Origin of the sequence: Amycolatopsis sp. CB00013 (assembly GCF_001905755.1) — a bacterium.
GTDB lineage: Bacteria > Actinomycetota > Actinomycetes > Mycobacteriales > Pseudonocardiaceae > Amycolatopsis > Amycolatopsis japonica.
The window spans coordinates 951,397-978,073 of record NZ_LIWC01000001.1 but is presented as its reverse complement, the minus strand read 5'-3'; the positions used below and the strand labels follow the sequence as shown (position 1 = coordinate 978,073).

30 protein-coding genes are annotated in these 26,677 nt (G+C 68.7%); 11 read left to right on the top strand and 19 right to left on the bottom strand.

Translation table 11 applies throughout. The features are described from left to right. Position 1: 1 nt before the first annotated feature. On the top strand, positions 2 to 403 hold the full coding sequence (locus AMK34_RS04375) for a nuclear transport factor 2 family protein (protein ID WP_073843074.1): 402 nt from the start codon (positions 2 to 4) through the stop codon (positions 401 to 403). 335 nt (positions 404 to 738) lie between these two features. Here the strand turns inward: AMK34_RS04375 and AMK34_RS04370 are convergent, their stop codons facing one another. Beyond that, entirely contained in the window at positions 739 to 1,485 is a 747-nt protein-coding gene (locus AMK34_RS04370) for a dienelactone hydrolase family protein (protein ID WP_073843072.1), read from the bottom strand. A 43-nt stretch (positions 1,486 to 1,528) separates the two neighbouring features. After that, positions 1,529 to 2,299 carry an MBL fold metallo-hydrolase gene (locus AMK34_RS04365; RefSeq protein ID WP_143202331.1) on the bottom strand — a complete coding sequence of 257 codons (771 nt, stop codon included), beginning with the start codon at positions 2,297 to 2,299 and terminating at the stop codon, positions 1,529 to 1,531. Positions 2,300 to 2,388: 89 nt separating this feature from the next. On the opposite strand from AMK34_RS04365, the gene AMK34_RS04360 reads away from it, so the two are divergent. Next, a complete protein-coding gene (locus AMK34_RS04360; protein ID WP_038513573.1) occupies positions 2,389 to 3,015 on the top strand; it encodes a CGNR zinc finger domain-containing protein in 627 nt (208 codons plus the stop codon). Here AMK34_RS04360 and AMK34_RS04355 read toward each other — a convergent pair. Then, the gene (locus tag AMK34_RS04355; protein ID WP_073843069.1) at positions 3,006 to 4,139 is read right to left on the bottom strand and encodes an FAD-dependent oxidoreductase; all 1,134 of its coding nucleotides are present in this window, start codon (positions 4,137 to 4,139) and stop codon (positions 3,006 to 3,008) included. The genes AMK34_RS04360 and AMK34_RS04355 overlap by 10 nt on opposite strands. Continuing rightward, positions 4,136 to 4,810 (bottom strand): TetR/AcrR family transcriptional regulator, encoded by a 675-nt coding sequence (locus tag AMK34_RS04350; RefSeq protein WP_073843067.1) that lies wholly within the window; start codon positions 4,808 to 4,810, stop codon positions 4,136 to 4,138. The genes AMK34_RS04355 and AMK34_RS04350 overlap by 4 nt, the downstream gene beginning before the upstream one ends. A 236-nt stretch (positions 4,811 to 5,046) precedes the next feature. Between AMK34_RS04350 and rox the strand changes: the two genes are divergently transcribed. Then, complete coding sequence (gene rox, locus AMK34_RS04345) at positions 5,047 to 6,474, top strand: rifampin monooxygenase (RefSeq protein ID WP_073843066.1); 1,428 nt, start codon at positions 5,047 to 5,049, stop codon at positions 6,472 to 6,474. A gap of 68 nt (positions 6,475 to 6,542) precedes the next feature. Further along, a complete protein-coding gene (locus tag AMK34_RS04340; protein ID WP_038523413.1) occupies positions 6,543 to 6,923 on the top strand; it encodes a VOC family protein in 381 nt (126 codons plus the stop codon). 25 nt (positions 6,924 to 6,948) lie between these two features. Here the strand turns inward: AMK34_RS04340 and AMK34_RS04335 are convergent, their stop codons facing one another. Continuing rightward, positions 6,949 to 7,395, bottom strand: coding sequence for an Lrp/AsnC family transcriptional regulator (locus AMK34_RS04335; RefSeq protein ID WP_073843064.1), 447 nt, complete (start codon positions 7,393 to 7,395; stop codon positions 6,949 to 6,951). Between the two features lie 92 nt (positions 7,396 to 7,487). Here AMK34_RS04335 and AMK34_RS04330 point away from each other — a divergent pair, with 92 nt between their 5' ends. Together AMK34_RS04330 and AMK34_RS04325 are read left to right on the top strand one after the other, a co-directional pair. Continuing rightward, positions 7,488 to 8,351 carry an LLM class flavin-dependent oxidoreductase gene (locus AMK34_RS04330; RefSeq protein WP_073843061.1) on the top strand — a complete coding sequence of 288 codons (864 nt, stop codon included), beginning with the start codon at positions 7,488 to 7,490 and terminating at the stop codon, positions 8,349 to 8,351. Positions 8,352 to 8,353: 2 nt separating this feature from the next. Then, positions 8,354 to 8,779: a nucleoside deaminase gene (locus AMK34_RS04325; protein ID WP_037337862.1), complete on the top strand. Its 426-nt coding sequence runs from the start codon at positions 8,354 to 8,356 to the stop codon at positions 8,777 to 8,779. Positions 8,780 to 9,075: 296 nt separating this feature from the next. Here AMK34_RS04325 and AMK34_RS04320 read toward each other — a convergent pair whose 3' ends face one another. Then, positions 9,076 to 9,264, bottom strand: coding sequence for a hypothetical protein (locus AMK34_RS04320; protein ID WP_037337860.1), 189 nt, complete (start codon positions 9,262 to 9,264; stop codon positions 9,076 to 9,078). Between the two features lie 25 nt (positions 9,265 to 9,289). Between AMK34_RS04320 and AMK34_RS04315 the strand changes: the two genes are divergently transcribed. Continuing rightward, on the top strand, positions 9,290 to 9,802 hold the full coding sequence (locus AMK34_RS04315; protein WP_073843059.1) for a CGNR zinc finger domain-containing protein: 513 nt from the start codon (positions 9,290 to 9,292) through the stop codon (positions 9,800 to 9,802). 14 nt (positions 9,803 to 9,816) lie between these two features. Here AMK34_RS04315 and AMK34_RS04310 read toward each other — a convergent pair whose 3' ends face one another. After that, entirely contained in the window at positions 9,817 to 11,037 is a 1,221-nt protein-coding gene (locus tag AMK34_RS04310) for a hypothetical protein (protein WP_241832676.1), read from the bottom strand. A 151-nt stretch (positions 11,038 to 11,188) separates the two neighbouring features. Between AMK34_RS04310 and AMK34_RS04305 the strand changes: the two genes are divergently transcribed. Together AMK34_RS04305 and AMK34_RS04300 are read left to right on the top strand one after the other, a co-directional pair. Continuing rightward, a complete protein-coding gene (locus AMK34_RS04305) occupies positions 11,189 to 11,944 on the top strand; it encodes an SDR family oxidoreductase (protein ID WP_073843055.1) in 756 nt (251 codons plus the stop codon). 51 nt (positions 11,945 to 11,995) lie between these two features. Then, positions 11,996 to 12,871, top strand: coding sequence for a LysR family transcriptional regulator (locus AMK34_RS04300; RefSeq protein ID WP_038513596.1), 876 nt, complete (start codon positions 11,996 to 11,998; stop codon positions 12,869 to 12,871). Here the strand turns inward: AMK34_RS04300 and AMK34_RS04295 are convergent. Further along, complete coding sequence (locus AMK34_RS04295; protein WP_073843053.1) at positions 12,868 to 13,332, bottom strand: MarR family winged helix-turn-helix transcriptional regulator; 465 nt, start codon at positions 13,330 to 13,332, stop codon at positions 12,868 to 12,870. The two genes, AMK34_RS04300 and AMK34_RS04295, sit on opposite strands and share 4 nt — an antisense overlap. Before the next feature lie 94 nt (positions 13,333 to 13,426). Here AMK34_RS04295 and AMK34_RS04290 point away from each other — a divergent pair, with 94 nt between their 5' ends. Further along, positions 13,427 to 14,509, top strand: coding sequence for an epoxide hydrolase family protein (locus tag AMK34_RS04290; RefSeq protein ID WP_073843051.1), 1,083 nt, complete (start codon positions 13,427 to 13,429; stop codon positions 14,507 to 14,509). Here the strand turns inward: AMK34_RS04290 and AMK34_RS04285 are convergent. The 4 genes from AMK34_RS04285 to AMK34_RS04270 all read right to left on the bottom strand — a co-directional run bounded on the left by AMK34_RS04285 (position 14,462) and on the right by AMK34_RS04270 (position 18,434). Then, the gene (locus tag AMK34_RS04285) at positions 14,462 to 15,670 is read right to left on the bottom strand and encodes a glycosyltransferase 87 family protein (protein WP_073843049.1); all 1,209 of its coding nucleotides are present in this window, start codon (positions 15,668 to 15,670) and stop codon (positions 14,462 to 14,464) included. The genes AMK34_RS04290 and AMK34_RS04285 overlap by 48 nt on opposite strands. 102 nt (positions 15,671 to 15,772) lie before the next feature. Next, positions 15,773 to 16,435 carry a response regulator gene (locus AMK34_RS04280; protein WP_073843048.1) on the bottom strand — a complete coding sequence of 221 codons (663 nt, stop codon included), beginning with the start codon at positions 16,433 to 16,435 and terminating at the stop codon, positions 15,773 to 15,775. Continuing rightward, positions 16,432 to 17,667 (bottom strand): sensor histidine kinase, encoded by a 1,236-nt coding sequence (locus tag AMK34_RS04275; protein ID WP_073843046.1) that lies wholly within the window; start codon positions 17,665 to 17,667, stop codon positions 16,432 to 16,434. The genes AMK34_RS04280 and AMK34_RS04275 overlap by 4 nt, the downstream gene beginning before the upstream one ends. Before the next feature lie 41 nt (positions 17,668 to 17,708). Further along, entirely contained in the window at positions 17,709 to 18,434 is a 726-nt protein-coding gene (locus AMK34_RS04270) for a TetR family transcriptional regulator (RefSeq protein ID WP_038513609.1), read from the bottom strand. 87 nt (positions 18,435 to 18,521) lie between these two features. Here AMK34_RS04270 and AMK34_RS04265 point away from each other — a divergent pair, with 87 nt between their 5' ends. Then, positions 18,522 to 18,977: a glycogen operon protein GlgX gene (locus AMK34_RS04265; RefSeq protein ID WP_073843045.1), complete on the top strand. Its 456-nt coding sequence runs from the start codon at positions 18,522 to 18,524 to the stop codon at positions 18,975 to 18,977. Between the two features lie 10 nt (positions 18,978 to 18,987). Here AMK34_RS04265 and AMK34_RS04260 read toward each other — a convergent pair whose 3' ends face one another. The 7 genes from AMK34_RS04260 to proB all read right to left on the bottom strand — a co-directional run bounded on the left by AMK34_RS04260 (position 18,988) and on the right by proB (position 26,597). Next, entirely contained in the window at positions 18,988 to 19,716 is a 729-nt protein-coding gene (locus AMK34_RS04260) for a VanZ family protein (RefSeq protein WP_073843043.1), read from the bottom strand. Between the two features lie 124 nt (positions 19,717 to 19,840). Then, positions 19,841 to 20,446 carry a TetR/AcrR family transcriptional regulator gene (locus AMK34_RS04255; protein ID WP_073843041.1) on the bottom strand — a complete coding sequence of 202 codons (606 nt, stop codon included), beginning with the start codon at positions 20,444 to 20,446 and terminating at the stop codon, positions 19,841 to 19,843. Between the two features lie 28 nt (positions 20,447 to 20,474). Continuing rightward, positions 20,475 to 21,518: a hypothetical protein gene (locus AMK34_RS04250; RefSeq protein ID WP_073843039.1), complete on the bottom strand. Its 1,044-nt coding sequence runs from the start codon at positions 21,516 to 21,518 to the stop codon at positions 20,475 to 20,477. After that, a complete protein-coding gene (locus tag AMK34_RS04245) occupies positions 21,515 to 22,984 on the bottom strand; it encodes an FAD-dependent oxidoreductase (protein ID WP_073843038.1) in 1,470 nt (489 codons plus the stop codon). Before AMK34_RS04245 ends, AMK34_RS04250 begins: the two co-directional genes overlap by 4 nt. A 73-nt stretch (positions 22,985 to 23,057) precedes the next feature. After that, positions 23,058 to 24,230, bottom strand: a complete 1,173-nt coding sequence (locus tag AMK34_RS04240; RefSeq protein ID WP_083649734.1) for a pyridoxal phosphate-dependent aminotransferase — start codon at positions 24,228 to 24,230, stop codon at positions 23,058 to 23,060. A gap of 13 nt (positions 24,231 to 24,243) precedes the next feature. Continuing rightward, positions 24,244 to 25,494 carry a glutamate-5-semialdehyde dehydrogenase gene (locus AMK34_RS04235; RefSeq protein WP_073843036.1) on the bottom strand — a complete coding sequence of 417 codons (1,251 nt, stop codon included), beginning with the start codon at positions 25,492 to 25,494 and terminating at the stop codon, positions 24,244 to 24,246. Next, positions 25,485 to 26,597 (bottom strand): glutamate 5-kinase, encoded by a 1,113-nt coding sequence (gene proB, locus AMK34_RS04230; protein WP_073843034.1) that lies wholly within the window; start codon positions 26,595 to 26,597, stop codon positions 25,485 to 25,487. The genes AMK34_RS04235 and proB overlap by 10 nt, the downstream gene beginning before the upstream one ends. Positions 26,598 to 26,677: the final 80 nt, after the last annotated feature.

Here is a 26,677-nt window from a genome sequence, read left to right as displayed (position 1 = left end):
TATGACTGACGATGTGGCCGGCCGGGTGATCAAGGCCGAGCGGGATCGGATCCGATGTCTCCTCGACGTGGATCGCGGCACCTACGATCGCTTGCACACCGAGGAGTACCGGTTGTGCAACCCGACCGGCACGGTGTGGACGAAGGCCGAGTACCTGGATCTCCTGACCACCGGGCGGGTCGTCTACCGGGAACTGGAGCTGACTGGTGACGTGGACGCCATCGTCGGCACCGACGTCGTCGTCCTCCGCTACCGGTGCTTCGTCGAACTCACCGTCGACGGCGCGGACATCCCGCGGCACGAGGCCTGGCACACCGACGTGTACACCGACGCCGGCGGCACGTGGCGTTGTGTCTGGTCGCAGGCCACCGGCATCATGGATCTTCCGTCGGCCGCGCCCTGACCTAGCACTCCGCTGGGTGGTCGTGAGTGGCAAGGACGGTTCTGGTGGACCTGTATTTGCCCGCCCGCTGGGCGGGAGCTTGATCAACGGAGGATTCGGGACGTTGAGCGTCCCGAATCCTCCGTTGATCAAGCTTCGAGACCCGTGCGGCCCCCGACTATGTGGGAATTAGGACATTCAACGTCCCAATTCCCACATCGTCGACACCTGGCACGCCGAGCAGTCAAGTCGGACCGGTCAGGTGATTCGAGCGGGGAGGGTTTGGGGCGCTCAACGTCCCGAATCCTCCCCGCTCGACCGCGTCACGGAGAGATTGCGCTGTCGCCCAGAAGAACTCACGCCTTGAACGTGCTTTCAAGGAGGGCGAACAGCCGCTCCCAGTGGCGTCGCGATCCGGCGGCGTCGAAGGCGTCGGTGTCGGACATCGTGTAGCCGTGGACCGTGCCGGGATAGATCTCGCAGCTGTAGTCGACTCCGGCGGCGTCGAACGCGCGGCTGATCTCGGCGATCGCCTCGGGTGTCATGTCGCCCTCGGCGAGGCCGAGGTGCACTTTCGCGGTGAGGCCAGGGATCTGCCGGTGCGGGCTGTCGGGTTGGTCGGTGACGAGGGCGCCTGGGTGGAATCCGGCGATGGCGGCGACCCGGTCGGGATGGGCCGTCGCGGTGCGCATCGCGAGGACCGCGCCCATGCAGTAACCGATCGCGGCGACGGGTCCGGCGCCGACCTCGGGCTGAGCGGTGAGGAAGTCGAGGTAGGCGCCTGCGTCGCCGAGGGCGCGTTCGGTGGTGTGCGCCTCGATGAGCGGCATGATCTGGCCGAACAGCGCGGGTCGATGCTCGGCGGTGATGTGGTCGGGAAGGTCGAACACCGGCGCCGGGCGGTGCCGGTAAAAGACATTGGGAACCAGGACGTAATAGCCGTGGTCGGCCAGTTCGCGGGCCATGTCCCAGAGGACGGGGCGTGGCCCGAACGCGTCCGGGTACAGGAGGAGACCCGGATGCGTTCCGCCTTGCCCGGGGTAGGCGGCGAAGGCGTCGGACCGGCCGTCGGGAGTGGGGATGCTCAGCGTGGCGGAGGGAATGGCGGTGCTCGCTTTCTCGTCGGCGTCCCCCGAACGTAGACGATCAAGCCCGGCTCAGGCGCAGCCGATCGGCCAGCCCGGCCGTGGTGAACGCGGCCACCAGCTCGTCGCGGCCTTCGGTGAAGTGGTTCCAGCTGTCGATGTGCACGGGGACGACCGTGCGGGCGCCGAGGATGCGTGTCGCCTCGGCGGCAAGCTCGCTGTCGAGGACGAGCAGGGCGCCGTCGAAGACCGGCTTCAGACGCGGGGCCCCGGCGAAGAGCACGGCGGTGTCGACCGGCCCGAATCGTTCCGCGACCTCCCGGACGACGTCGAGCGAGGCGTTGTCGCCGCTGACGTAGACCGTCGGCAGGCCGTCGCCGGTGAGCACGAAGCCGACGACGTCACCGCTGACCTTGTCCGCTGAAGGTCCGTGGACCGCGGGTGCGGCGGTCACGGTCACGACTCCTCCGCCCGGCCGGTCCAGTTCGACGGTTTCCCAGTTCTCCAGCCCTTTCGCGGTGCCTCCAAGCCTTCCCGCCCCGCTGGCCGTGGTGAGGGTCAGCGGCACGTCGGCGAGCAGTTTCCGGCCGGAGTGGTCGAGGTTGTCCGGGTGCTCGTCGTGGGAGAGCAGGACGGCGTCGAGGTGGCCGAGGTCCGCGGGGTTCGCCGACGACGGCGCCGTCTTGGTGAGGCCGGGTCTCCCGTTGGGCCTCGGGTAGTGGCCGGGCTCGTCGAAGGTCGGGTCGGTCAGGAACCGCAGGCCGCCGTACTCGATCAGGGCGGTCGGCCCGCCGAAGACCTGGACGGAGAGCTGGTCGCTGATCTGGTTCATCATTCACCTCACGGATAGGTATTGTTCTTTCCGTGAGTGACCTTATCCAGTTGTCACGGAAGACCGCAACTACTTCCGTGAGAGTTCTCATGGATGAACTCAGCGCCTACCATGAGAACGTGGACGACACCGCTGCCCTTCCTCCTGCCCCGGGCGCCGAGCAGTACGTCGCGCTGGCGCTCGCCAACACCACGATCGCGCTGCCCGGCGGCCAGTTCACCGATTTGCTCGGCACTCCGGCGGCCGCGACGGACTGGCTCGCCGAACGGGGCCTCGCCCCGGTCGACGCCGGTCTTCAGGAGCTGTGCGCCGGCCTGGTCCGCTCGTTGCGTGAGCAGGTGCGGATCCTGCTCGCGTCGCGTTCCTGTTCGGATCCGGCTCCGCAGAGCGCGCTCAACGCCGTCAACGAGGCGCTGAGCAAGGCGCCCACCGCCGAACTGCTGCGCTGGGACCCGGCCCGGGGGCTGTACCGCACCGCGTCGCATCCGATCACCCAGATCGTCGAGCACGCGTTGGCGACCCTCGCCGCCAACGCCGCGGATCTGCTGACCGGGCCGGACGCGGAGCGGATCGCGGCCTGCGGTTCCCCGCCGTGCACGCGGTTCTTCCTGCGCAACGGGCGGCGCCAGTGGTGTTCCGTGCGCTGCGGCGACCGGGCCCGTGCCGCCCGCGCCTACGCCAGGCGCTCCCAGCCGGCGGGGTCGGCTCAGCGGTAGGACGCGAAGCGCTCCAGCAACGGCTTCGGGGAGTCTTCGGTGAAGCAGAGGACGAGGCTTTCGGCGGATTCCGCCGCCGACGCCTCACTGCGCGGGAACAGTTCCGTCTCGTAGGCCTTCAGTGCGGCTTCGACGTCGCCAGGATGCGCTGCGAGCGCGAGGCCGAGTTCGGCGCCGTCGAGCATCGCGAGGTTGGCGCCCTCGCCGGCGAACGGCGACATCAGATGGGCGGCGTCCCCGAGGAGGGTGACACCGGGTATCCGATCCCAGCGGTGACCGATGGGCAGCGCGTGGATCAGCCGAGGGATCAGTTCGCCGTCGGCGTCGGTGATCAGGGCGCGCAGACCGGCGTCCCAGCCGTCGAAGTGGTCCAATACGGTGGCCTTCGCGGCAACGGTGTCGCTGAAATCGATGGTGGAGATCCAGTCCTCGGCGATCTTGAGCGCGATGTACACGTGGAGGCTGCCGGTGCTGTCGTGGTGCCCCAGAAGTCCTTTGTCCGCACCGAGCGCGAAGAACATGCCGTCGCCGGCGAGCGCGGCGCTCGCGGGGTGGCGTTCCTTGGCGTCGTGGAGGTGGATGTCGACGAAGGAGATGCCCTCGTAGGCAGGTTCGGCCTCTGAGACCAGGCGGCGGACCTTGGACCACGCGCCGTCGGCACCGATCAGCAGGTCCGTGGTGAACGATGTGCCGTCGGTCAGGGTCACCTCGTGCCTGCCGTCGCCGAGCGGGCGTGCGCCGGTGCTTTTGGCGCCCCAGCGCACGGTGCTGTCGGGCAGGGAGCCGAGCAGCAGGTCGCGGAGGTCGCCTCGGGCGACTTCAGGGCGCCCGCCGTCTCCGTCGTCGGTCTCGTCCAGGTGCACGACCGCGTGCCGGTCGAGGATGCGCATGGCCTCGCCGCCGGTGTGCACCAGCGTGCGGAACTCGTCGTGGAGACCGGCGGCGCGCAACGCGACCTGTCCGGAATCCTCGTGGATGTCGAGCATGCCGCCCTGTGTGCGGGCGGACGGCGACGCGTCGAGGTCGAAGACCGCGGCTTCGATGCCGTTGACGTGCAGGACGCGGGCCAGGGTGAGTCCGCCGAGGCCGGCGCCGATGATCGCGATCGGGTGGTGTGTGGTCATGTCGGGTTCCTTTCCGGCGGCAGGCCGGTGTGCGTGATTCCGGTGATCAGCACCTGCAGTCCCCACGACATCCGCTGCTCGGGCCGTCCGGTGAGCAGGTCGGCCGCGTGGGCGGCGATCTGGGGGTGGGTCGTCTCGTCGGCGTCCCGCACGGCGCGGGCCAGTGCGTCCCAGTCGTCCGGCGAGTCCTGCTCGGCGTGTTCGGCCGCGGTCGACGTCGCGTGCTGCAGGAGGATGTCGATCCCCCAGGCGCGCCGCTCGGCGGGCACGTCGCCCTCGGCGAGCAGGGCGAGCAGGTTCTCGACCAGGCCGAGGTAGTTCTCGCCGCTCGGGCGGGCCACCAGCGCGGACAGGGCGAGACCGGGGTACTCCAGCAGCGTTTTGGTGTAGGCCGTGAGCAGCCGTTCGAGCCGGTCACGCCAGGAGCCTTCGGCCGGCGGCGGCGTGATGGTGCCGAGGAGTTCGTCCAGGATCGCCGCGTGCAGTTCCGTGGTGTTGCGGACGTAGACGTAGAGCGAGGCCGCGCCGGTGTCGAGTTCCTGCGCCAGGCGGCGCATCGTGACCTTGCGCAGGCCTTCCTCGCGCAGGATCGCGACCGCGGCGGCGACGATGCCGTCGCGGGTCAGCGCGGGTTTGGCCGGTCGCTCCCGGCGGCTCTTCGCAGGTGCCATGCCACCACTGTAGCGAACATGTTCGTTACGAACAAGTTCGTCACAGGTCACAGCGATGCCCTGCTGCCTCCAACGGGGGTTTGTCCGTCCACCGCGGACTGAAAACGACAACGGCAGAGAGATCGACTCTCCCTGCCACTTCTAACGTATAACGCACCTGGGGGCTTGCGGCAAGACCCCGGTCATGCCGCAGAATCCCCCGCCGGACAACACGAGCTCGACAATCGGGGGAACTCTTGATCGACGTGATCATCGCCGGCGGCGGACCGACCGGCATGATGCTGGGCGCCGAACTGCGACTGCACGGCGTGCAGGTCGTCGTCCTGGAAAAGGATCCGGAACAGTCCAAGGTCGTCCGCTCGATGGGCCTGCACGCGCGCAGTATCGAGGTGATGGACCAGCGCGGTCTGCTGGAGCGCTTCCTCGAACACGGCAAGAAGTATCCGGTCGGCGGCTCCTTCGCGGGCATCATCAAACCGGCGCCCGTGCTGGACAGCGCGCACGCCTACATCCTCGGCATCCCCCAGACCGTCACCGACCGCCTGCTCATCGACCATGCCGCCGAGGTCGGCGTCGACATCCGGCGCGGCTGTGAAGTGGTCGGCCTGACGCAGGACGAGGACGGCGTGGACGTCGAACTGGCCGACGGGACGAGGCTGCGTTCGCGCTACCTCGTCGGCTGCGACGGCGGCCGCAGCACCGTGCGCAAGCTCCTCGGGATCGACTTCCCCGGCGAGCCCGCCACCGCCGAGACACTCCTGGGCGAGATGGAACTGACCGAGGACTGGGAAACGGTGCTCGCCGTGATGACCGAGGTCCGCAAGACCCAGCTCCGGTTCGGCCTCTCCCCCATCGGCGACGGGGTGTACCGGGTCGGCGTGCCCGCCGAAGGCCTCGCCGAGGACCCGCGGATCCCGCCGACCTTCGACGAGATCAAACGACAGCTCAAAGTGGTCGCCGGAAGCGACTTCGGCGTGCACTCGCCACGCTGGCTCTCCCGCTTCGGCGACGCGACACGGCTGGCCGAGCGCTACCGGGCGGGACGCGCGTTCCTGGCGGGCGACGCGGCGCACATCCACCCGCCGGTCGGCGGGCAGGGGCTCAACCTCGGCGTGCAGGACGCCTTCAACCTCGGCTGGAAACTCGCGGGCGCGATCAAGGGCTGGGCGCCGGACGACCTGCTGGACACCTACCACACCGAACGGCATCCCGTGGCCGCAGCGGTACTCGACAACACCCGCGCGCAGATGCAGCTGATGTCGCTCGATCCGGGCTCGCAGGCGGTCCGGCGGCTACTGGCGGAACTGATGGACTTCGAGGACGTCAGCCGGTATCTGACCGAGAAGATCACCGCGACCGCGATCCGCTACGACTTCGGCGAGGGACACGAACTGCTCGGCCGCCGCATGCGGGATCTGGAGCTCAAGCAGGGCCACCTCTACGGACTGACCCGCGGCGGCCGCGGCCTGCTGCTCGACCAGACCGGCTCGCTCTCGGCGCGAGGCTGGGCGGATCGGGTCGACCACGTCGTCGACACCAGCGAGGAACTCGAGGTACCCGCGGTACTGCTGCGCCCGGACGGACACGTGGCCTGGGTGGGCGAAGACCAGGACGAGCTGGCCGAGGCGTTGCGCCGGTGGTTCGGAGAGGGCGAAGTCCTCTAGCGCGCCAGGTCCGGCGGTTATTGGCTGGTGGCGTTCCGAATCCGACGCCACGACAGGAGTTGATGACCATGGCCGGACGGGTCGTGCATTTCGAGATTCCGTTCGAGGACGGCGAACGCGCACGCGGCTTCTACCGGGAGGTCTTCGGCTGGAAGGCCGACACGATGCCCGGGATGGACTACACGATGGTCGCTTCGGGGCCGACCGCCGAGACCGGCATGCCCTCGGAGCCGGGCTACATCAACGGCGGCATGCTGGCGAAGGAGTTCAGCCCCGCGTCGGGCCCGGTGATCGTGCTCGACGTCGACAGCGTCGACGACACGCTCGCGGTCATCGAGAAGCAGGGCGGCGCGACGCTCGTCGGCCGGACCGCGGTCGGCGACATGGGTTTCTCCGCGTACTTCAAGGACACGGAAGGCAACGTCATGGGGCTCTGGGAGACCGCGTGATCCGCAGGGCCCGTGGCCGGTGCGGTCACGGGCCCTGCGGCCCGCGATAGGGCAACGTCTGGTTGTAGACGATGTTGGTGTTCGTGCTCCCGAACAGCGCGAGCTCGTTGACGATCTCCTCCAGCCGCCCCATCGACGGGGCCGCGATCTTCAGCGAATAGCAGTCGTCGCCGGTCGTGCGGAGGCATTCGAGGATCTCGGTCCGCTCGGCCAGGAGCTTGTGCAACGGCCCGTGCTTGCTGCCCGGATACTTCAACCGCACCACCGCGAGCACCACGTATCCGGCCTTCTCCAGGTCGACCTCGGCGCGATAACCGGTGATCACCCCGGCCGACTCCAGCCGCTTCACCCGTTCCGTCGTCGCCGACGCGCTCAAGCTGACCCGCTTGCCCAGCTCGGTGAGCGGAAGGCGTCCGTCCTTCTGGAGCTCCACCAGGATCGCCCAGTCGGTCGCGTCGAGAGTCTCGGCCATCCGGCCAGAATACCGGCAGATCCACGGCGGAAGCCGTCATACGCCGGGAAAGATCCCTTCCCGGGTTTCCGCCTCGCCGATAGCCTTGACCTGTGCGAATAGGTGTCAACGTCCCGAACTTCGGCCCGGGGACCGACCCCGGGATCCTCCGCGGCTGGGCCACCACGGTCGAAGGCCTCGGCTACGACCTGCTCATGGTGTCCGATCACGTCGCCATCACCCCCGACGTCGCCGAGCAGTACCCGGCGCCGTTCTACGAACCGTTCACGACGCTGTCGTGGCTCGCCGGTGTGACGACCCGGATCCGACTGGGTACCACCGTGCTCATCGTCCCGTACCGGCATCCGCTGCTGATCGCCCGCATGGCCGCGAATCTGAACCAGCTCAGCGGCGGACGGCTGGTGCTCGGCGTCGCGTCCGGCTGGGCGCGCCAGGAGTTCGAAGCACTCGACGTCCCGTTCGAGAAACGGGGACGGCTGACCGACGACCACCTCGACGCCGTCCGGAAGGCCTGGGCCGACGACGCCGACTACCGCGCCGGCGACATCCCGATCTGGGTCGGCGGCAACAGTGACGCCGGCATCCGCCGCGCCGTCCGGGTCGGGGACGCCTGGCATCCGCTGCGGGCCACCCTCCCCTGGCTCACCGAAGCGCTCACCAGGGTCAAGACCATCGCCGACGCACACGACCGGCCGGTCCCCGCGTTCACGCCGCGGATCCTGCTGAACGTCACCGAACGCCCGGTCACCACACCCGATCGCGCCGCTGGGGAAGGCACGATCGAGCAGATCGTCGACGACCTCGACCGGCTTCGCCACCTCGGCGCCGAGACGGTCGTCCTCGACCCGTTCTCCGGTGATCCCGAAGAGACCCTGCGGCCGGAATCCGCGTGGCAGGCTCTGGCGACCGTCGCCGCCCACTGGGAACTGGGCCGCTACCGAACCGAACAGGACTGATCATGACCGACGAAGACGAGAAGTTCCTCCGCCGCGCCATCGAACTGGCCGCGAAGTCCCGCGCCGACGGCGATCCGCCCTTCGGCTCATTGCTCGTCGGCCCCGACGGGACAGTGCTGGCCGAGGACCACAACACCACGGTGTCCCAATCGGACATCAGCCTGCACCCGGAGCTGAAACTCGCCGTGTGGGCCGCGCGCGAACTCGAACCCGCCGTCGCCGCGGCGACCACGATGTACACCAGCTGCCAGCCGTGCGGGATGTGCCAGGGCGCCATCGAACGCTCGGGCCTGGGACGGGTCGTGTTCGCTCTTTCCGGCGAACAGGTCACCGCGCTCAAACCGCCGGCCACGGCGCCGCCGGTTCGCCTGGAGGGTCCGGCGTTGTACGACGAGGCCCGCGTCCCGGTCGAGGGCTACTACACCTAGAGCGGGTGTTTGGTCGTTAGTACATGAAGGCCCCCTTCCTTGCGTCTAGCGCAAGGAAGGGGGCCTTCATGTACTGCAGAACTGAGCAAGGGCGGCACCTGCGACCGAACCGCCGATCCCTGTAGCCGACCGGGGGCGAAGGCTCCTTTCGCCGCATCAGACTCGGTGAAGGGAGCCTTCAGCCCACACCACTCCGCTAGTGCCTACCCGCGCAGGTTGGATCAGCCGCAACTGCGCACCGCGTAGGTGCTTAAGACACCCTTGGCTCTAACGACCAAAACACTCACGACCCCCTATCAGAGCCGAGCCGACCCCAGCTGCGACCTCGTCGCCCCGATCACCACACCGTCCACCCGCGCGAGCCAGCTCCCGCACAGACACCGGACGTACTCCAGCCTCCCCTGGGAGACCCGCTGAGACGTCGTCGCGCTTCCAGGCAGTTCGGCCAGCGGCCAGCCGCACCGCGGGCACTTGTTCGCTTCCATACCCCGATCGTGCTGTAATGAGTCAATGCACTTCAACCCTTACGGCGGGGCGGCCGCGCAGATCGCCGCCGAGCTGGTCAACCTGGGCGACGCCGCCGACCCGGCCACGCTCACCGCGATCTTCAAGGATCGCATGACCGTCTCCGCCGTACAGGACCACGAAGCGACCGAAATCGTCGCCTGGACCAAGAGACTCCGACGCGTCTTCGAAGCCGACCCGGACACCCGCGTCGACCTGGTCAACGCGCTGCTCCACGACTCCGCGTCCAAGCCCTACATCTCCACCCACGACGGCAAAGCACCCCACCTGCACTACGTCGACGCACAGGCCGGCACCGCACCCCGGGTCCGGGCCTACACCGCAGGCGGACTCGCACACCTCGTCTGCGACGCCCCGGACCGTTTCGGCGTCTGCTCACGCGAAGGCTGCGAAACCGTCTACGTCGACGTCTCCCGCAACGGCCGCCGACGGTTCTGCTCGACCCGCTGCGCCACCAGGGTCCACGTCGCCGACCACCGCACCCGGCAGGCGAGCTAGGGCGTGTTTCACACCTAGATCGCGTACCGCCACGCAGTCAGCGCGTGCGCCGAGAACCACGCACCCAGCACTACCCACGCCACCGCGGCCGCCACCGCCGTCACCGTCCGCCGCTTCGACAACCCGATCGCGATCGGCACCAGCACCGGGAAAGCGGGCAGGATGAACCGGATCTTCGCGTCCGGCAGCCCCCGCGTGCCGATGGCCAGCAACAGCACCCCGGCCCCGTAGAGCGTCAACGGCCACGGCACCCGGATGAACGCCGCCACCAGCACCAACGCCACCGCACCCAGCAGCAGCAACACCGTCAGCGTGCTGAACACCGACTCGTCCCCGGTCAACCGCGCCAGCACCGAATCCGCGGTCTCCGCACCGAAGTCGAACTCGGTGTTCCAACCCCGCAACTCGATGTCCTGCCAGCCGGTCCAACTCCCCGTCCGGTACGCGACGAACCCCAGATACCCCGCCACCCCCAACGGAGCGATCACCGCACCCGCGAGCGCCCACCAGCGCTTCTCACCACGCCGGAAGACCTCGATCAACGCCGCCACGACCACCACCGCGACCAGCACCACCGCCGTCGACCTCGACAACCCGGCCCCGAAAGCACACAAACCGGCCAGCAACCAACGCCGTTCCAGCACACCCACCAGCGCCCAAACGGCGAGCGCGCAGAACACCGCCTCCGTGTAGGCCATCGAGAACACGATCGCCATCGGCGCACCGGCCCACAACGCCACCAGCAGCAACCCGGTCCGGTCACCCCGATCCGGCGACACGGCCCGCCCGATCCGAATCAGCCCGCACGCCAGCACCAGCCCCGCCAGCACCGACACCGTCAGCGCCGCCGTCACGACATCGGGCCCGAGCCACATCACCGCACCGACGAGCTTCGGATACAACGGGAAGAACGCCATCGGCGCGTCCGGATACGGCTGCCGCGCCGCGTCCAGCGTCCCCGGCAGATCCGCGTACCCATGGACCGCCAGCCGCAGATACCACTGCCCGTCCCACGCTGTCAGCCGATCGGTCAACGTGGCGCCGCGCCGGGCGGCCAGCAGATCGAGCAACTGGACACTCGCCGTGCGGATCACGAGATACAGCAGGATCGCCCTCGGATAAGGCGACCGCGCCAGTCTGTCGAGGACTCTCTCGAACACACGCGCCGGACGGCCCTGCCGGGACGCCTCCTCGGGGGCAGCGGGCTGATCAAGGTCGTCGACTTCTCGGAGCACGATCAGAGTGTCCACAATGTGAAGTCATCTCGCCGTTCGATCCTGGAGATTCCCAGCTCCACGCAGGTGGGAAAGCCCACAAACCGCGCTTGTGACCCCACCTCGATCTTGTGTTTCCCAGCCCCCGCCCCTGGCTCCTACGTTCGAAGTCATGAGCGAACAGAACCTGAACGGAACAGTGGCGATCATCGCCGGCGGCGCGAAGAACCTCGGCGGACTCCTCTCCACCACACTCGGCGAAGCCGGCGCCAAGGTCGTCGTCCACTACCACGGCGACGCCTCCGCGGCCGACGCCGACAAGACCGTCGAGGCCGTCCGCGGTTCCGGCTCCGAAGCCGTCGCCGTCCAGGGCGACCTGACCAAGGTCGCCGACGTCCGCCGCCTCTTCGACACCGCCGTCGACACCTTCGGCGGCGCCGACATCGCGGTCAACACCACCGGCATGGTCCTGCGCAAGCCGATCCTCGAAACCACCGAAGAGGACTACGACCGCATGTTCGCGGTCAACGCGAAAGCCGCCTACTTCTTCATCCAGGAAGCCGGACGGCGCCTCTCCGACAACGGCAAGATCATCAGCCTCGGCACCTCCCTGCTCGCGGCCTTCACCGACGGCTACTCCACCTACGCCGGCGGCAAAGCCCCGCTGGAACACTTCACCAGGGCCGCCGCCAAGGAGTTCGCCGACCGCGGCATCTCGGTCAACGTCGTCGCCCCCGGCCCGATGGACACCCCGTTCTTCTACCCGCAGGAAACCCCCGAGCGGGTCGAATTCCACAAGTCCCAGGCCAAGGGCGGACGACTGACGAAGATCGAGGACATCGTGCCGATCATCCGCTTCCTCGCCACCGACGGCGGCTGGTTCACCGGCCAGACGATGTTCCCGAACGGCGGCTACACCACGCGCTGACCCTTACGCTGACCAAGACGCCGTAGACCGGAAACGAAGGGGAACCCCAGGGTGGGCCTGGACCTGTACAAGCTGAACCACCTCATCGCCGTCGCCGAAGAAGGCAGCTTCACCCGCGCGGCGACCCGGCTGCACCTGAGCCAGCAGGCGCTGTCGACCTCGGTGCGCACGCTCGAGCGGGAAGTCGGCGTCCCTCTCCTCGAGCGAAGCGCCACCGGGGTCACCGTGCTCCCCGCCGGCCAGGCACTGATCGCCGATGCCCACCTCCTCCACGGCATCGCCGACTCCGCCGTCCAGCGCGCCCGCCGTATCGGCCGAAGCGAACCGGAACGACTCCGAGTTGGCCACACCCCCGCCGTCACCGGCGACGAGGTCACCGCCCTGCTGCGCAAACACCAGACCGACCCCGACCTCGTCATCGACGTCAACCAGCGCTATCCCGACGAACTCGTCGCACAACTGCTCGGCGGACAACTGGACCTCGGCCTCGGCCGCGCGCTGACCCTCGCCCACGGACTGGTCGGGACCACCCTGATCCGGCAGCGGCTCAACGTCGCCGTCGCTGCCGGTCACCGCCTCGCCGACCGCGAGAATCTCGGGTTGAGCGACCTCGACGGCGAAGAGATCACCGTCTGGGGCCACCCCGGCCGGTCCGGATACACCGATCTGCTCGTCAACCTCTGCCGCGACGCGGGGTTCGAACCACGCGTCCGGCGCAACCCCATCCAGGGGACGCCACCGGTCACCGCCGTCCTCGACAGCGACGCGGTCGCGTTTGTGACCGCGCCACCCGGGCCGGCGGCGGGCGGCGCGGTCATGGTCAGGGAGCTGCACCCGGCCGTCCATGTACCGCTGCAGGCCCTTTGGCCGCAGCACAGCACTTCTGACGCCCGTCAGGCGTTTTTGGCTTCCGCTCAGGGGTTCTAGCCGGTCTCACCGCTTCGCCGGTCATGGTGATCCAGCAACTTCGACAGCAGATCGGTGAACCGCTTCCGCTCGTCGGACGAAAGCGGTGCCAGCAGTTCTTCCTGGCGTTCGGCCAGCTGTTTCTCCAGCCGTCGCAGCTGCCGCTTGCCCGCCGTCGTCAGCGAGACGACGTTGCGCCGCCGATCCGCCGGATCCGGGGCACGCTCGACCAGTTCGCGCTCGGCCAGCTCGTTGATCGTCGCGACCATCTCGCTCACGTGGATGCCGCTCCGCCGGCCCAGCGCAGCCTGGCTGGCAGGCCCGAACTCGTCCAGCGTCGCCAGCACGCGGTAGTGGTAGCCGCGGGCGTCGGCCGCGGAGAACCCATCGGTCACCAGGCGATGCGCGTGGTTCGCGGTCTGGGTGAGCAGCCAGCTGGGCAGCGTTCGCCAGCCGCCACGCGGTTCCGAGGGGTCGTCCATGTGACGAGTCTAACGAATCGTTGGGCGCCCGAACGATTGCGGTATCGTTGGGTCACCAAACGTTTAGCGACCCAACGAACCGAGGAGATCCGCCGTGATCAAGCCCTTCCACATCGACATCCCCCAGGCCGACCTCGACGACCTCGCCGACCGGCTCGCCCGCACCCGCTGGCCCAACGAGGTCGCCGACGCGGGCTCGGACTACGGCTTCCCGCTCGCCCGGCTCAGAGAACTCGCCGAATACTGGCGAACCGGCTACGACTGGCGCGCCCACGAGGCCGAACTCAACAAGCTGCCGCACTTCACCACAGAGATCGAAGGCCAGAACGTCCACTTCGTCCACGTCCGATCGGAGAACCCGGACGCCCTCGCGCTGGTCCTCACCCACGGATGGCCCGGATCGTTCCTCGAGTTCCTGGGCATGATCGAGCCGCTGGCGCGCGATTTCCACTTGGTGATCCCCTCGATCCCAGGTTACGGATTCTCAGGGCCGACCCATGAACGCGACTGGAGCGTCGAGCGGATCGCCCGGGCCTGGGCCGAGCTGATGCGCCGACTCGGCTACGAGCGCTACGGCGCCCAAGGCGGCGACTTCGGCTCGGGCATTTCGACAGCGCTCGGCGCAGTCGCACCGGAGCACGTCGTCGGCGTGCACGTGAACTACTTGCCGACCCGGCCCGATCCCGAAGCCGGCCTCGAACTGTCCGAAGAGGACGAAGCCCGCCTCGACAAGGTGAGGCAGCTCATGGCGAATCGCCCGCCGTATCAGGCCCTGCAGGTCGCCACACCGCAGACCATCGGCTACGCGTTGACCGACTCACCGGTCGGCCAGCTGGCGTGGATCGCCGAGCGTTTCGCGCAGTGGACGGACCCGCGCACGCCGGTCGACGACGACCGCATGCTCACCGACGTCTCGCTGTACTGGCTGACCGCCACCGCGGCTTCGTCCGCACGGCTGCACCACGACGCCGGAAAGGTGAACCTCCCCTGCCGCGTGCCGCTCGGCGTCGCCGTGCTCCCGTGCGACATCACGCAATCCGTCCGCCCACTGGCCGAGCGGTTGTTCGACATCAGGCACTGGTCGGAATTCGACCGTGGCGGCCACTTCGCGGCTATGGAGGTTCCGGATCTATTGGCTGCCGACGTCAAGGATTTTTTCCTCGGCATTGCCGAGTAGCTGCGATCTTTTACGCCGCCAGGCCGTATAGGTCGTTATACATTTGAAGAGGAGGACGAGCCCCGCGACAAGGGCGGCGATCAGGTACGCGTTGCCGATGACGGCCTCCACGCCGTTCCAGTCGCGTTCGGCTCCTCCCCCGTTCGGGACCACCGCGACCGTCCATCCGGTGAACAGGACGGCGACGACGAGCGCCGTCCTGTGGCCTCCCCTGGCGACGAGAAGGCCGAGCGCGGGCACCACCCACACCCAATGGTGGGTCCAGGAGATCGGGCTGAGCAGCAGAGAGCAACCCGCCGTCACCAGCAACGCGGCGCGGTCGTCCCCCTCGCGGTGCAGCCGATGCACCAGCCACATCGCCGCGGCCGCGCATAGCGCGCCGAACGCCACGATCACGACCGTGGCCGTCCGTCCTTCCGGGACGGTCCGCGCGACGAAACCTTGCCATGACTGGTTCCCCACCCAGCCCTTCATCTCGGCGAAGTGATCGTTGAAGATCGCCGAAGTCCAGTAGCGGGCGGAATCCGCAGGAAGGACGACCATCGCGAACGTCGTCGCGCAGAGAAAGGCGGCGAGCCCACGGACGGCGTCCGCGGTCCTCCTGACCACCAGGAGGTGGACGAGGAAGATCAGCGGGATCAGTTTGACGGCGGCGACGAGCCCGATGACGATCCCCCGATAGCGCGAATCACGCAGGAGGACCATGTCCGCGACCACGGCGGCCATGAGAACGAGGTTGACCTGCCCGAGGCCGACGGTCTGCCACACCGGTTGCAGCGCGAAAGCGCCGAGCAGCAGCAGCGGAAGGTGGGCCCGCTGGGCGAACGGCCGGAGCGCGACGTACAGCGACGGTGCGGCGGCCAGTGCGAGCAGGCCCCAGGACAGCTGAGCGGGCAACGCGGTCAGCGAGGTGAACAGCAGCGCGGCGAACGGCGGATACGTGAACGGGAGCTCCGGCGCCCATTCGGGGAGCGCGCGCAGCGGCGAATACAGGCTTTCCCCGTGCACCACGGCGAATCCGCCTGCCCGGTAGACCGCCGAATCGACGCCGAGCGGCGTATCCGAGAGCCACCAGACGAGTGCGACCACGACGAAAACGGCCATGGCCCCGCCGACGACGATCAACGCCGGGTCGGCGCGCGGCCCTCTTGACGAATGCATGGCGGAACGATCTCCCGAACCGCGTCGGAAGACATCGCCCCGCGGAACCGTCTTGGCACCACTACCCCGGTACCCGATCTCGCGCGGACCCCTACCCCGGTATCAGGGCGTGCTTCCCGGCACGACGAGCCCTGCCTCGTAGGCGACCATGACCGCTTGCGCGCGATCACGGACGCCGAGCTTCGCGAAAACCCTGCTGACGTGGGATTTCGCGGTCTGCTCGGCGATCACCAGCGCTTCGGCGATCTCCGCGTTGGAAAGGCCACGCGCGATCAGCCTGAGCACTTCCGTCTCCCGCGCGGTCAGCTCGGTCACGAGGGAACGCCCCGTGTGCGCCGAAGCATGCGTGCGGGTGAACTCGCCGATCAGTCGCCTCGTGATGGTCGGTGCGAAGAGCGCGTTGCCCGCGGACACCACCCGGACGGCGGTGACCAGGTCGTCCAGGGGCGAGTCCTTCAGGAGGAATCCACTGGCGCCCGCCCGCAGCCCGCCGAACACGTACTCGTCGATGTCGAACGTGGTGAGGATCAGCACGCGGACCTCCGGCCTGCCCGCCACGATCCGCCGGGTCGCCTCGAGACCGTCGAGTTCGGGCATGCGGACGTCCATCAGCACGACATCCGGTCCGAGTTCGGTGCACAGCGCGACGGCGGTGTTCCCCTCCGCGGCCTCCCCGACCACCCGGATGTCGGGCTGCGCGTCGAGCACCGCGCGAAAACTCTGCCGGACCATGGTCTGGTCGTCGGCGATGACCACCGAGATCACGGTTCCAGACGCCCCTCACGATCAAGCGGAACGGTCAAGGCGACGCGGAAACCGCCGTCCGTGCGCTCCCCTGCCTCAAGATCAGCCGCGAGCATAGCCGCCCGCTCCCGCATCCCCACCAGACCGTGCCCGCTTCGTGCCTGTTCTGTCCTTTTCGGACCGTCGCCGGGGCCGTTGTCGATGCGCAGCCGGACCGACCCCGGATCGGCCATGAGTTCGACGGAAATCGCCGCCCCTGGCGCGTGCTGGATCGCATTGCTGAGTGCCTCCTGCACGATCCGGAACACCGACAACGCGACCCCGACCGGAACGGTGTCGAGGTCGCCGTGCAGTTCGAGCTCACAAGCGGTGCCCGCGGCCTTGACCCCTTCGACGAGTTCGACCACCTTGCCCAATCCCGGTTGCGGAGCGATCGCCGGCGCGTGTTCCTCGGACCGGAGCACCCCGAGCAGTCTGCGCAGCTCGGTCAAGCCCTCGCGGGCGGTCCCGGCGAGGTCGGCGAACTCCTGCCAGATTTCGGCTTCGCGATCGGCCTTGCCGTGATCCGCGAAACGGAACCTCGCCGAGTCTGCGCGCAGAGCGAGCACGGACATGTGGTGCGCGACCACGTCATGCAGCTCCCGCGCGATTCCCGCGCGCTCCTCCAGCAGAGCCGCCCGGGTCTCCTCGGCGAGCCTGCGTTCCTGCTGCGCCGCGCGTTCTTCTTCGGCGAGTCTGCGCTGACGCACCGTGTTGCCGAGGAAGAACAGGATCCCGCCCAGCAGCACGAGCAACGCCGCGTCCCGCCAGTCACGGAGGAACGGGGCGGCGGCACCGAACGAGATCAGTCCCGCCCAGGCAAGCTCCGGCTGATCGTTGCTCTCCCCCACCAGGTAGAAGACGAGGGCCGCGGTGAGCGCGAAGCCCGGCGCCCACGGCCAGCCCCACGATCCGGCGATTCCGGGCAAGGTCAGCGGAGTGCTGACGATGCCGACGATCAGCAGGCGCCATCCCCACAGCGGCGAGCGCACCGCCAGCAGGCACGGCAGCACGGAGATGAGCACGTTGAACGTCTTCACCGGCGGCGGCACCGAAACGGTCGAGAACGTGACGAAACCCGCCCACAGTCCACAACCGACGATCGCGAGAGCGCGCAGCCAGCGCAGCCCCGCCGAACGCTTCGGCGGGGCATCGGTTCCGGCGTAGGCCGTGTAGCGCAGGGCGGCCAACCACAGCCGCTGTCGGTCGATCATCAGGTACGACCCTACCGATGGCACTGAGTGCCAGATGAGGCTTAAGACTCGTTCAAGGCGGCGTTGACCTTGGCGATGACGGCGTGGAGCGGCGTCGCCGTGGTCATCACCGCCACCACCGTCGTTTCGGCCGCGGGCTCCTCGACCCGGAACGCGTCGATCACCAGCGCGAAGGCCTCCGCCGCGCTGGCGGCGATGTCGTCCTGTCCGCCACTGCGCAGCCAGCGCCGCAGCACGTGGTTGTTCGCGGCCGCGATCGCCGCGGCGGCCACCGCCGCCCTCAGGCTCGCCGTCTCGTCACCCTGCTCGGTGAAACGCGCCCGCAGGTAGCGGGCGAGTACGCGCTGATAGCGGTCGACGGTCGCGACCTCCTTGTCCCGCAGGGACGGAACCGTTCGGGTCAGGGTGAACCGTTTGAGCGACACGTCGAGTTCGGCGGCGTAGGAGTCGAGGACCAGACCGACGGCCTCACAGGCCACTTCCACCGGATCACGCTCCGGGTCCGCGGCGGCGAACGTCTCCTCCATCTCGGCCACGATCTCGTCGTGGTTGGCGAAGAGCACGTCGTCCTTGGCGTCGAAATACCGGAAGAACGTCCGGCGGCCCACTCCCGCGGCGGCCGCGATCTCGTCCACCGTGGTGGCCTCGTAGCCCTTGGCCGCGAACAGGTCAACGGCCGCCGCGGCGAGCGCACGGCGCAGTTTGCGCCTCCCCGCGGGGGTTGCGCCGGCTCTGGTCACCGGCGCTCGGCGCGGCGAATCGGTCATAGCGGGACGGTAGCAGCCACTTGCTAGTGGCACTGAGTGCCGTTAGGCTGTGCCGAGTCCTCACTCCCCGCTCGGAAGGCGCCGACGATGTCGCTGGACCACCAAGTGCTCCCGGTCGAGTCTCGCTCGATCCGCCCCCGCGGCGACGCCTTCTACGGCCGTCTTTTCGGCTGGTCGCTGAAATGGCGGGGCCCGCAGCCGTTCCTGGTGCTGGAAGGCGGGATCTGCGCGGTCACCCTGCCCAAGATCAACGGCGCCCAGGTCCTCACCCGGCTCGCCGACACCGGCTGCGGAGGTCCCGCCTTGGCGGTGCTGACCCAGCAGGGCCCGCGTGTGGCCATCCTCGCGGAGACCGACGGCCTGATTCCCCCGCGGATCTCCCTCCCGCAGCACGTCGAAGTACTCGCCTGGGGCACACAGCTCCCCTTGCCCACCGACTCCGGGCGCGCCGAGGCCCACGCCGAATGGCTCTCGGCGCCGGACCCTCGGCAGCGCTGGCTTCCCAGCCTGGACGCGGTCCTCGCCGCCGTCCGGCCGCGGTAACACCCGCTGTTCACGCCGCCACCGACGCCTGCGCGGAAACGAGAAGCGCCCCACCGTCCGATTCGGACAGGGTGATCTCGAGGGTCGCGCCTTCGGCCAGCGGCGGCAGGTCGCTCAAGGTCACGCGGCCGATCAACCGCTGCCCGCGGCGCGCGTGCACCACACCGGAACGCCGGACCTCGATCCCCGACCGATGCCATACGCGGACGCTGCCCGCCGTCGCCGTCCGGCCTCGCCACCGGCTCGCGCACCAGGCCGCGAACGCGGCCCCCGCCGTATTGCACAGGACGTCGTCCAGCGAGCCCACGCGGCCGGCGTCCTGCCAGACCTGAAGACATTCGATCGACACGGACACCAGGAAAGCCGACAGGACGATCCGTGACACGGGTTTCGCCCAGCCGAAGCGCGCCGGAACCAGGATCGCGAGCGGCATCAACAGGAAGACGTTGCCCGCCAACTGGAACAAGGCGAGTTGCGGACGGTCGCTGAACACGGGCAGGACGTCCGCCAGCAGGTGAAGACTCACCGACGAACCGCGTGCCGCCGTCGGCGCGGGCACGAAGACGATCAGAAGTACCGCCGAAAGCGCTGCCAGCAAAGCGAAATCCAGGGCGACCACGAACGGGCCGCGCCGTTTTCCGCTCAGGCGCGCGATGAATTCGGCGACGCCCGCACCGGCCGCGGCGACGAGCAGCGACCACGGTGCGGCGGCCGAGAATGCCTGCCACCACCACCCCATGCACTCCCCTTTCGCCGATGATCGTCTTCGGCGAGGGTGGCAGCATCGTGAAGGCCAGACAAGAACCCCGGCTATTGTCGGTGAATAACTACCATCCGCGTTGATACTTCACGGACTTCGATTGTCACGGCCGTGCGGTCAGCGCGGGGCCGATCCAGCGGCGGACCATGGCACGCAGCCGCTCGTCCGTGTGCGCCGGCGTCGACGGGTACTGCAGGAACGACAGGAACAGCCGCATCAGCATTTCGGCGAGCCCCTCGAAGTCGTCGTCGGTCGTGACGCCCACCGCCGCCCAGTCGACCGGCACGTTCCGGAGGATCCGCGCGCCGAGCGCGAACGACTGCGCCGAAGTGACCGCGACGGTGAAGACGTCGGCTTCGCCCGCTTTCAGGAGCAGCCCCAGATACGGTTCGTCGGGGACCGCGCGGACGCCGAACACCACCGACTCCACGGCGACTTCGGCGGGATCGGCGAACGTGGCCAGATGCCGTTCCATCCGCCCGGCGAACTCCTCGACCCGGTCCAGCGCGACCGCGCTGAGGATGTCCGCGAGGCTCGGGAAGTAGCGGTAGACGGTCTGCCGGGTCACGCCCGCTTCCGCGGCGACGTCCGAGAGGCTGGTCTTGGCGAGACCGACCCGGTCGATGCATGCCGTCGCCGCCTCGACGATCCGGCGGCGCGCCTCGCGCTCGGTTCCGGGCGGGTTCCCCCGCCATCCATGGTGCCCCATACGGCTCATCTTCCCCGAACGGAGAATCTCAGACGGTGGCAGGTGCCGCACGGCGAACGCGGTACAGCGCGGTCAGCATCAGTCCGGCGGCCACGAAGCAGGCCAGCGCGTACAGGCCACTCCCGGTCGAGGTGCCGTTTTCGACGACGCCGCCTATCCAGAACACGGCCATCCCGCCCAAATAGACGGCGGGATAGAACCGGGCGAAGGGCGCCAAAGGCTCGTCGGGACGGCTGTACCGGACGAAGATCCAGATACCGGCCAGCCACAGCAGGGCCAGCTCGATGCCGAGAACCCAAGCCTGCGCGGTCACGTTCCCGTCGAGCAGGCTCGACGGGAGCCCGGCGATCGCCATGCTCGGCGGGGTGAGGACCCCAGCCAGCCCGATGCGTGCCGCCAGTGACCACCCTCTCCGCGCTCCGCCCGCCAACCGCACCACCAGATACGTCATGGCACCCATCGATACGGACGCGAAGAGCAGCATGCTGGTCATGGGAACCGAATCCAGCGCCGGATGGTTGACGATCCGGTTGTCGTCGTTCCAGGCCCACCATTTCAGTCGCGGGCCGAGATGGTCGAAGACCTCGTAGAAGACCTGGCAGGCGAAGGCCACGGCAACCGACCCGATCAAGGCTCCGCGGGCGCGGAAGATCCCGAGCGACCGGACGAGTTCATAGCCGAGCTGACTGATCATCGGGTAGAACGCCACGATGTAGAGCGGCAGCCGGTCCCACATGAACTGCACGGTGAACCGGTTGTGGGCGAAGATGAACCCGTACTGACGCTCCAGGCCGAACCACTCCGGGAAGTACAGCGGCGGTTCGATGACGAAGAGGTAGACCAGCGAAGCGCACCAGAGCGCCAGGTTCGTCGAGTCGCCCTGGCGGTGCCGTCGGACGGCGTGCACCAGCGCGAACACGGCTCCGCCGAGGACGAGCAGTTCCAGCAGCGGCATCGTCCAGTGCGCCTCAGCCCACGGTGCGCGGACCGAGAGCCACGGGGAGACGTCATGGCAGTCGAAGCCGAGTCCGCGGGTGACGGCTTCCGCGTCGGGCCCGCATCCGGCGCTCACCGGGCGACCGCCTGCTGCGCGGCGCCTTTCGGCGAGTAGTCCGTGACCGGTGGTTCGGCCCGGGCGTCGAAGTCGAACGGGACCCGGTGCCGCCCCAGCGCTGCCCGGATCCGGTAGCGCACGAGCCCCGCGATCACCCGCGGGTTCGTCATCATGTCGCGCAGCGATTCGTCGAGGTTGAACACCTTCGCGAAATGCTCGTCGACGACATCGTCTTCGCGGGCGGCGCCGACGATGAGCCTGAACGCCGGGCCGGACACGGCTTCGAGCAGCCGTCGCCTCCACTCCGGCGCCTTTTCGGTGCCCACCGCGCAGGCGTAGCCCTGGTCCCTCGCCATCGCCAGGCTCCACGGCACGTTGAGCAGTTTTCGTTGTGCCGCCAGGAACCGTGCGGAGAACTCGGGCCTTAACCGCTCGGCGCGGGAGAGATGCTCGCGCAACAGCAGCGCCGAACCCGCGGCGGAGCTGATGCCCTGCGCGTAGAACGGATTGAACGCGCAGATCGAGTCGCCGACGAACGCCAGGCGCCGCGGCGGGGTGCGGAGCCGGTCGTAACGGCGCCATTTGTTCCCGGTCGATCGCGTCAGATGCACCTCGGAAGTCGGTGTGGACCGGTCCATCGCGGCCGCGAACAACGGCGCCCGCACGCGGCGGGCGGACTCGACGAACGCCTCGGTGGTGCGCGGCATTTCGAGTCCCCACGAGCCCATGCACGCGATGACCCGGTTGTCCTCGATCGGGAAGAAGTTCACCAGGAACTCGTGCTCGTCCGGATGCGCACCCTTGTCCGGGGTCGGCATGATCACCAGATGCCGCCACCACCAGGAAGGTGGCCGTTCCTCGGGAGACGGCAGGCCGTACCAGCGCGAGGTGTAGGTGACCTTGGCGTCGAGCGTCCGGACTTCCGGTTCGGGCCAGCCCGCCGCCACCAGCCAGGCGGAGACGGAGGAACCACGGCCCATCGCGTCGACCACGAAATCGGCATCGATGTGCTCGTCGCGATCGGAGAGGGTGACCCCGGTGACTTCGCCGTCCCGGGTGGTCAAGCCGCTCACCGCGACACCGTCGCGGATCACGACGTTCGGCAGCTCCCGGACCTTGTCGCGCAGCACGCGTTCGATGAGGATCCGGGAGCCGTAGATCATCGTCATCGCGCTGCGTTTGCGCGCCGACCAGCCCTTTCCGTCGAGATACGCCGCGTCCATGGACGGCATCAGATGCAGCCCGCCGGCCGCGATGAGGTCGTCCTCGAATCCTGGGAACAGCGCGCCGATCGCGCGGCGGCCCGAGTTCAGCAGGAAATGCGGATGCTTGCTCTGCGGCACCCCGCGCCGATGTTCGGCCTCGGCGGGCAGTTCGTCGCGTTCGAGCACCACCACCTCGTCGAAGTACGGGGCGAGCGCTCCCGCGGTGCAGAGACCGGCGGCGCTGCCACCGAGGACGACGGCGGTCTTGCCGAGTCGCATGCGGACCAACTCCCGGCGTCATTCATACAGATTGACATTGGCTGTATGAATGTATGAATGACGCCGGGAACTGTCAAGAACTGGTCGCGTCGATCAGGTCCCGGATCGCGGCGATACCCCTCGCCACCCGGTACGGCGACTCCGTGCCCACGGAGACGCGGATGTGCCGGTCGCACGAATCGCCGTACGCGATGCCCGCCACCACGCTGACGGAGCTTTCCCTCAGCAGCCGGGTGGCGAACTCCATGGAGTCCAAAGTGGACCTGCCGAGCGAGGCGAACAGGTAGAACGTCGCCGAGCCCGGCAAGGTCTCGATGCCGATGTCGGCGAGCTGCCCGGCGACCTCGCGGCGAAGGTCCACGACCCGGCGGATCTGTGGCCGGGTGACGGCCAGGATGTCGTCGAAGTGTTCGGCGAGGTACCAGGACAGGATGGTCGGCGCGCAGGTGATCAGATGCTGGTTGATCTTCAGCACCTGATCGATCAGCGTGCGGTGTGCGATGAGATAGCCGATCCGCCAGCCGGAAACCCCGTAGTTCTTGGACATCGAGTTGATCGTGACGGTGTGCCGCAGTTCCGGGTCGAACGAACCGCAGGCCCGGAACGGGGTCTCCGGCGGCACGAACTCGTGGTACGCCTCGTCGGCGATCACCACCAGGCCCCGCGCGTCCGCCAGATCGTGCACGAACTCCAGCTCGGCGTCCGTGTGCACCCGGCCGGACGGGTTGTTCGGATTGTTGATCACGATGGCCCTGGTCCGCGGCGTGACGTAACGAGCGAGGTCGAACACGCTCACGTCGTGCGGGACCATCACCGGAACGCCACGGCAGAGCCGCACCTGTTCGGGGTAGCTCAGCCAGAACGGCTCCGGCACGATCACCTCGTCCCCCGGTTCCAGCAGCGCGAGCAGCACCATGTAGATCGCCACCTTGGAACCGGCGGTGACGACGATCTCCGTGTCCGGGTCGACCGGGACGTCGAAATCGGCCCAGTACCCGGCCAGCCGCTGCCTCAGCTCCGGCAGCCCCCGCGAATGCGAGTAGTGATGCAGGCCGTGCGCGGCCAGATCGTCGAAGCGGGGCAGCGGCAGGCCGAAGAACGCCTCGCCGAGCGAGAGCGTGATGATGTCCCGCCCGGCCGCGCTCAGCTCGTAGACCAGGTTGTTGTACTTGATGGACAGTGCCTGCGCCGTACTGTCCACAAGGGACGACGGGCGGATCGGCGACTCGGTTCGGACGCTGGACAATGGACTCGCTCCCCTACACGACCCGCGTCTGTCCGGTACCCCAGACGACGTTCTTCACGGTGGTCAGCGCGGTCAGCCCGATCGGACCGCGGATATGCAGTTTCTGGGTGGACACGCCGATCTCGACGCCGTAGCCGAACTCGCCGCCGTCGGAGTAGCGGGTCGAGGTGTTGACGAACACGCTGCCGGAATCCACTTCACGGGCGAACCGGCGCGCCACGTCGATGTCCCGCGCGACGATCGCCTCGGCGTTGGACGTGCCCCATCGGTCGATATGCGCGATCGCCGCGCCCACGTCCCGCACCACCCGCACGGCCAGCACCAGGTCGAGATACTCGGTCCCCCAGTCCTCCTCGCTCGCGGCCACCGCCTTGGGCCAGACCTCGCGCACGGTCGCGTCACCGCGGATCTCCACGCCGGCGGCGGCCAGCTCGTCGAGTACGCCCGGCAGCCAGTCCTGGGCGAGTTCTTCGTGGACCAGCAGGGTTTCCATGGCGTTGCACACGCTGGGCCGGGAGGTCTTGGCGTTGATCGCGACCGCGGTGGCCATCGCCGGGTCTGCCGAACGATCGATGTAGACGTGGCAGTTGCCCGCACCGTCGATCACCGTGGGCACCGTGGCGTGACGCTCGACCGACGCGATCAGCTCCGGGCCGCCGCGCGGCACCAGCAGATCGATGAAATCCTTGGCGCGCATCAGTTCCTGGGCTGCCTCGCGGGACGGATCGGTGACCAGCTGGACGGCTGCCGCGGGCACCGCGTCGTGCCGGGCGATCGCGCTGTCCAGCGCCGCCATGACCGCCGTGTTCGTCGCCATGGCCATCGAGGAACCGCGCAGGACCGCGCAGTTGCCCGACTTCACGCAGAGCGCGGCGACCTCGGCGGTGACGTTCGGACGCGCCTCGTAGATCACCGCGACCACGCCGATCGGCTCGCGGACACGCTCGATGAGCAGGCCGTTGGGCCTGGTCCAGCCTTCGACCACCTGGCCGACCGGATCGGGCAGATCCGCGATGGTCCGGATGGCCGAGACCAGGCCGGCCATCCGTCGGTCGGTCAAGGTGAGCCTGTCGACCAACGTCGCCGAGACGCCGTTCTCACGGGCCGCGGCGACATCCGCCTCGTTCGCCGCGATGATCCGGTCGCGGTGCTCTTCGATCGCGCCGGCCATGTCCAGCAGCAGCGCGTTCTTCCGTTCGGTCGTCAGCCCTTTGAGCTCGGTCCACGCCTCGGCCGCGGCGCGGCAGACGTCGGTCACTGACATGGCAGATCCTCCATGATCTGTACGTAGTCGCCGCCTTCGACGACGGGCGCGGCCGGTGCGCCGCCGGGCTCGACCGCGCGGCTCAGCGGGCCGCGGGCGAGCGGGCGTCCTTGCCGGTCACAGATGTCGACCACGTCGCCCGGCGCGGCGGCCCCGTGTACCGCCGCGACGTGGTGATGGCATACGGGCTCCCCGCGGAGGACGGCTTCCCTGCCGTCCGGGGTGCAGTGAAGCGCCCCGGACGGCGGGGTCCGGAACGCGCGCCAGAGCGTTCCGATGCCGGGAGTCGCGCCGGTGACCGCACGCGGATGGAACACCGTGCCGGTGGGACGGCCACCGTGCGCGGCGATCAGCACGTCGGGATCCGCGCTCTCCGCGATGACGGTGCGGACCCCGCTGAACGTGGCGATCCAGCAGGCGCCGAGCTTCGTCAGCATGCCGCCGGTGCCGCCGTCGCCGATCGCGCCGCCCGCCTGCCGCTCGGTCTCGGCCGTGAGCACGGGTACTTCCTGGATGTGCCGGGCGCCCGGGGCCAGTTTCGGGTTGCTGTCGTAGAGCCCGGGCACGTTGGTCAGCAACAACAGCAGTTCGGCCTGGAGACAACCGCCGAGCAGCGCGGCGAGCACGTCGTTGTTGCGCACGCCGAGCGCGTCGTTCTCGTTGACCACCGGCACCATGCCCAGCGCCAGCATCGTGTGCAGGGTGTGCCGGACACCGCCGCCCCGGTCGTCGTCGACGAGGTCGGGCGGCGTGAGCAGGAGCTGGCCGGTCTGCACGCCGCGTTCGGCGAACGCGGCGTGGATGGCCGAGTAGAGCTGCGACTGGCCCAGCGCGGCGGAAACCTGGAGTGCCACCGGATCGTCCACGGCCAGCGCGGGGTGCAGGTGACGGCCGATCGCGATGGCCCCGGAAGCGAGCAGCACCGGGCGCAGGCCCGCGAGGAGTCCTCTGTGGACGGTCTCGCACAGCCTGTCGAGCTTGACCGGGTCCAGTCCGCCGTCGGTGATCAGCGAGGACGTGCCTATTTTGAGCACCACCCGGCCCTCCTGCGGCACCAGGTCTTCGGCAGGTGTCGCGGTGACGGGCAAGCTGTTGGTCGACATGGGGAAGATGCTCGCCGCCGCCGATGTAGTACCGATGTGTTCGCGATACGCCGCCGGTGTACCCCGCCGTACTGTGTCGC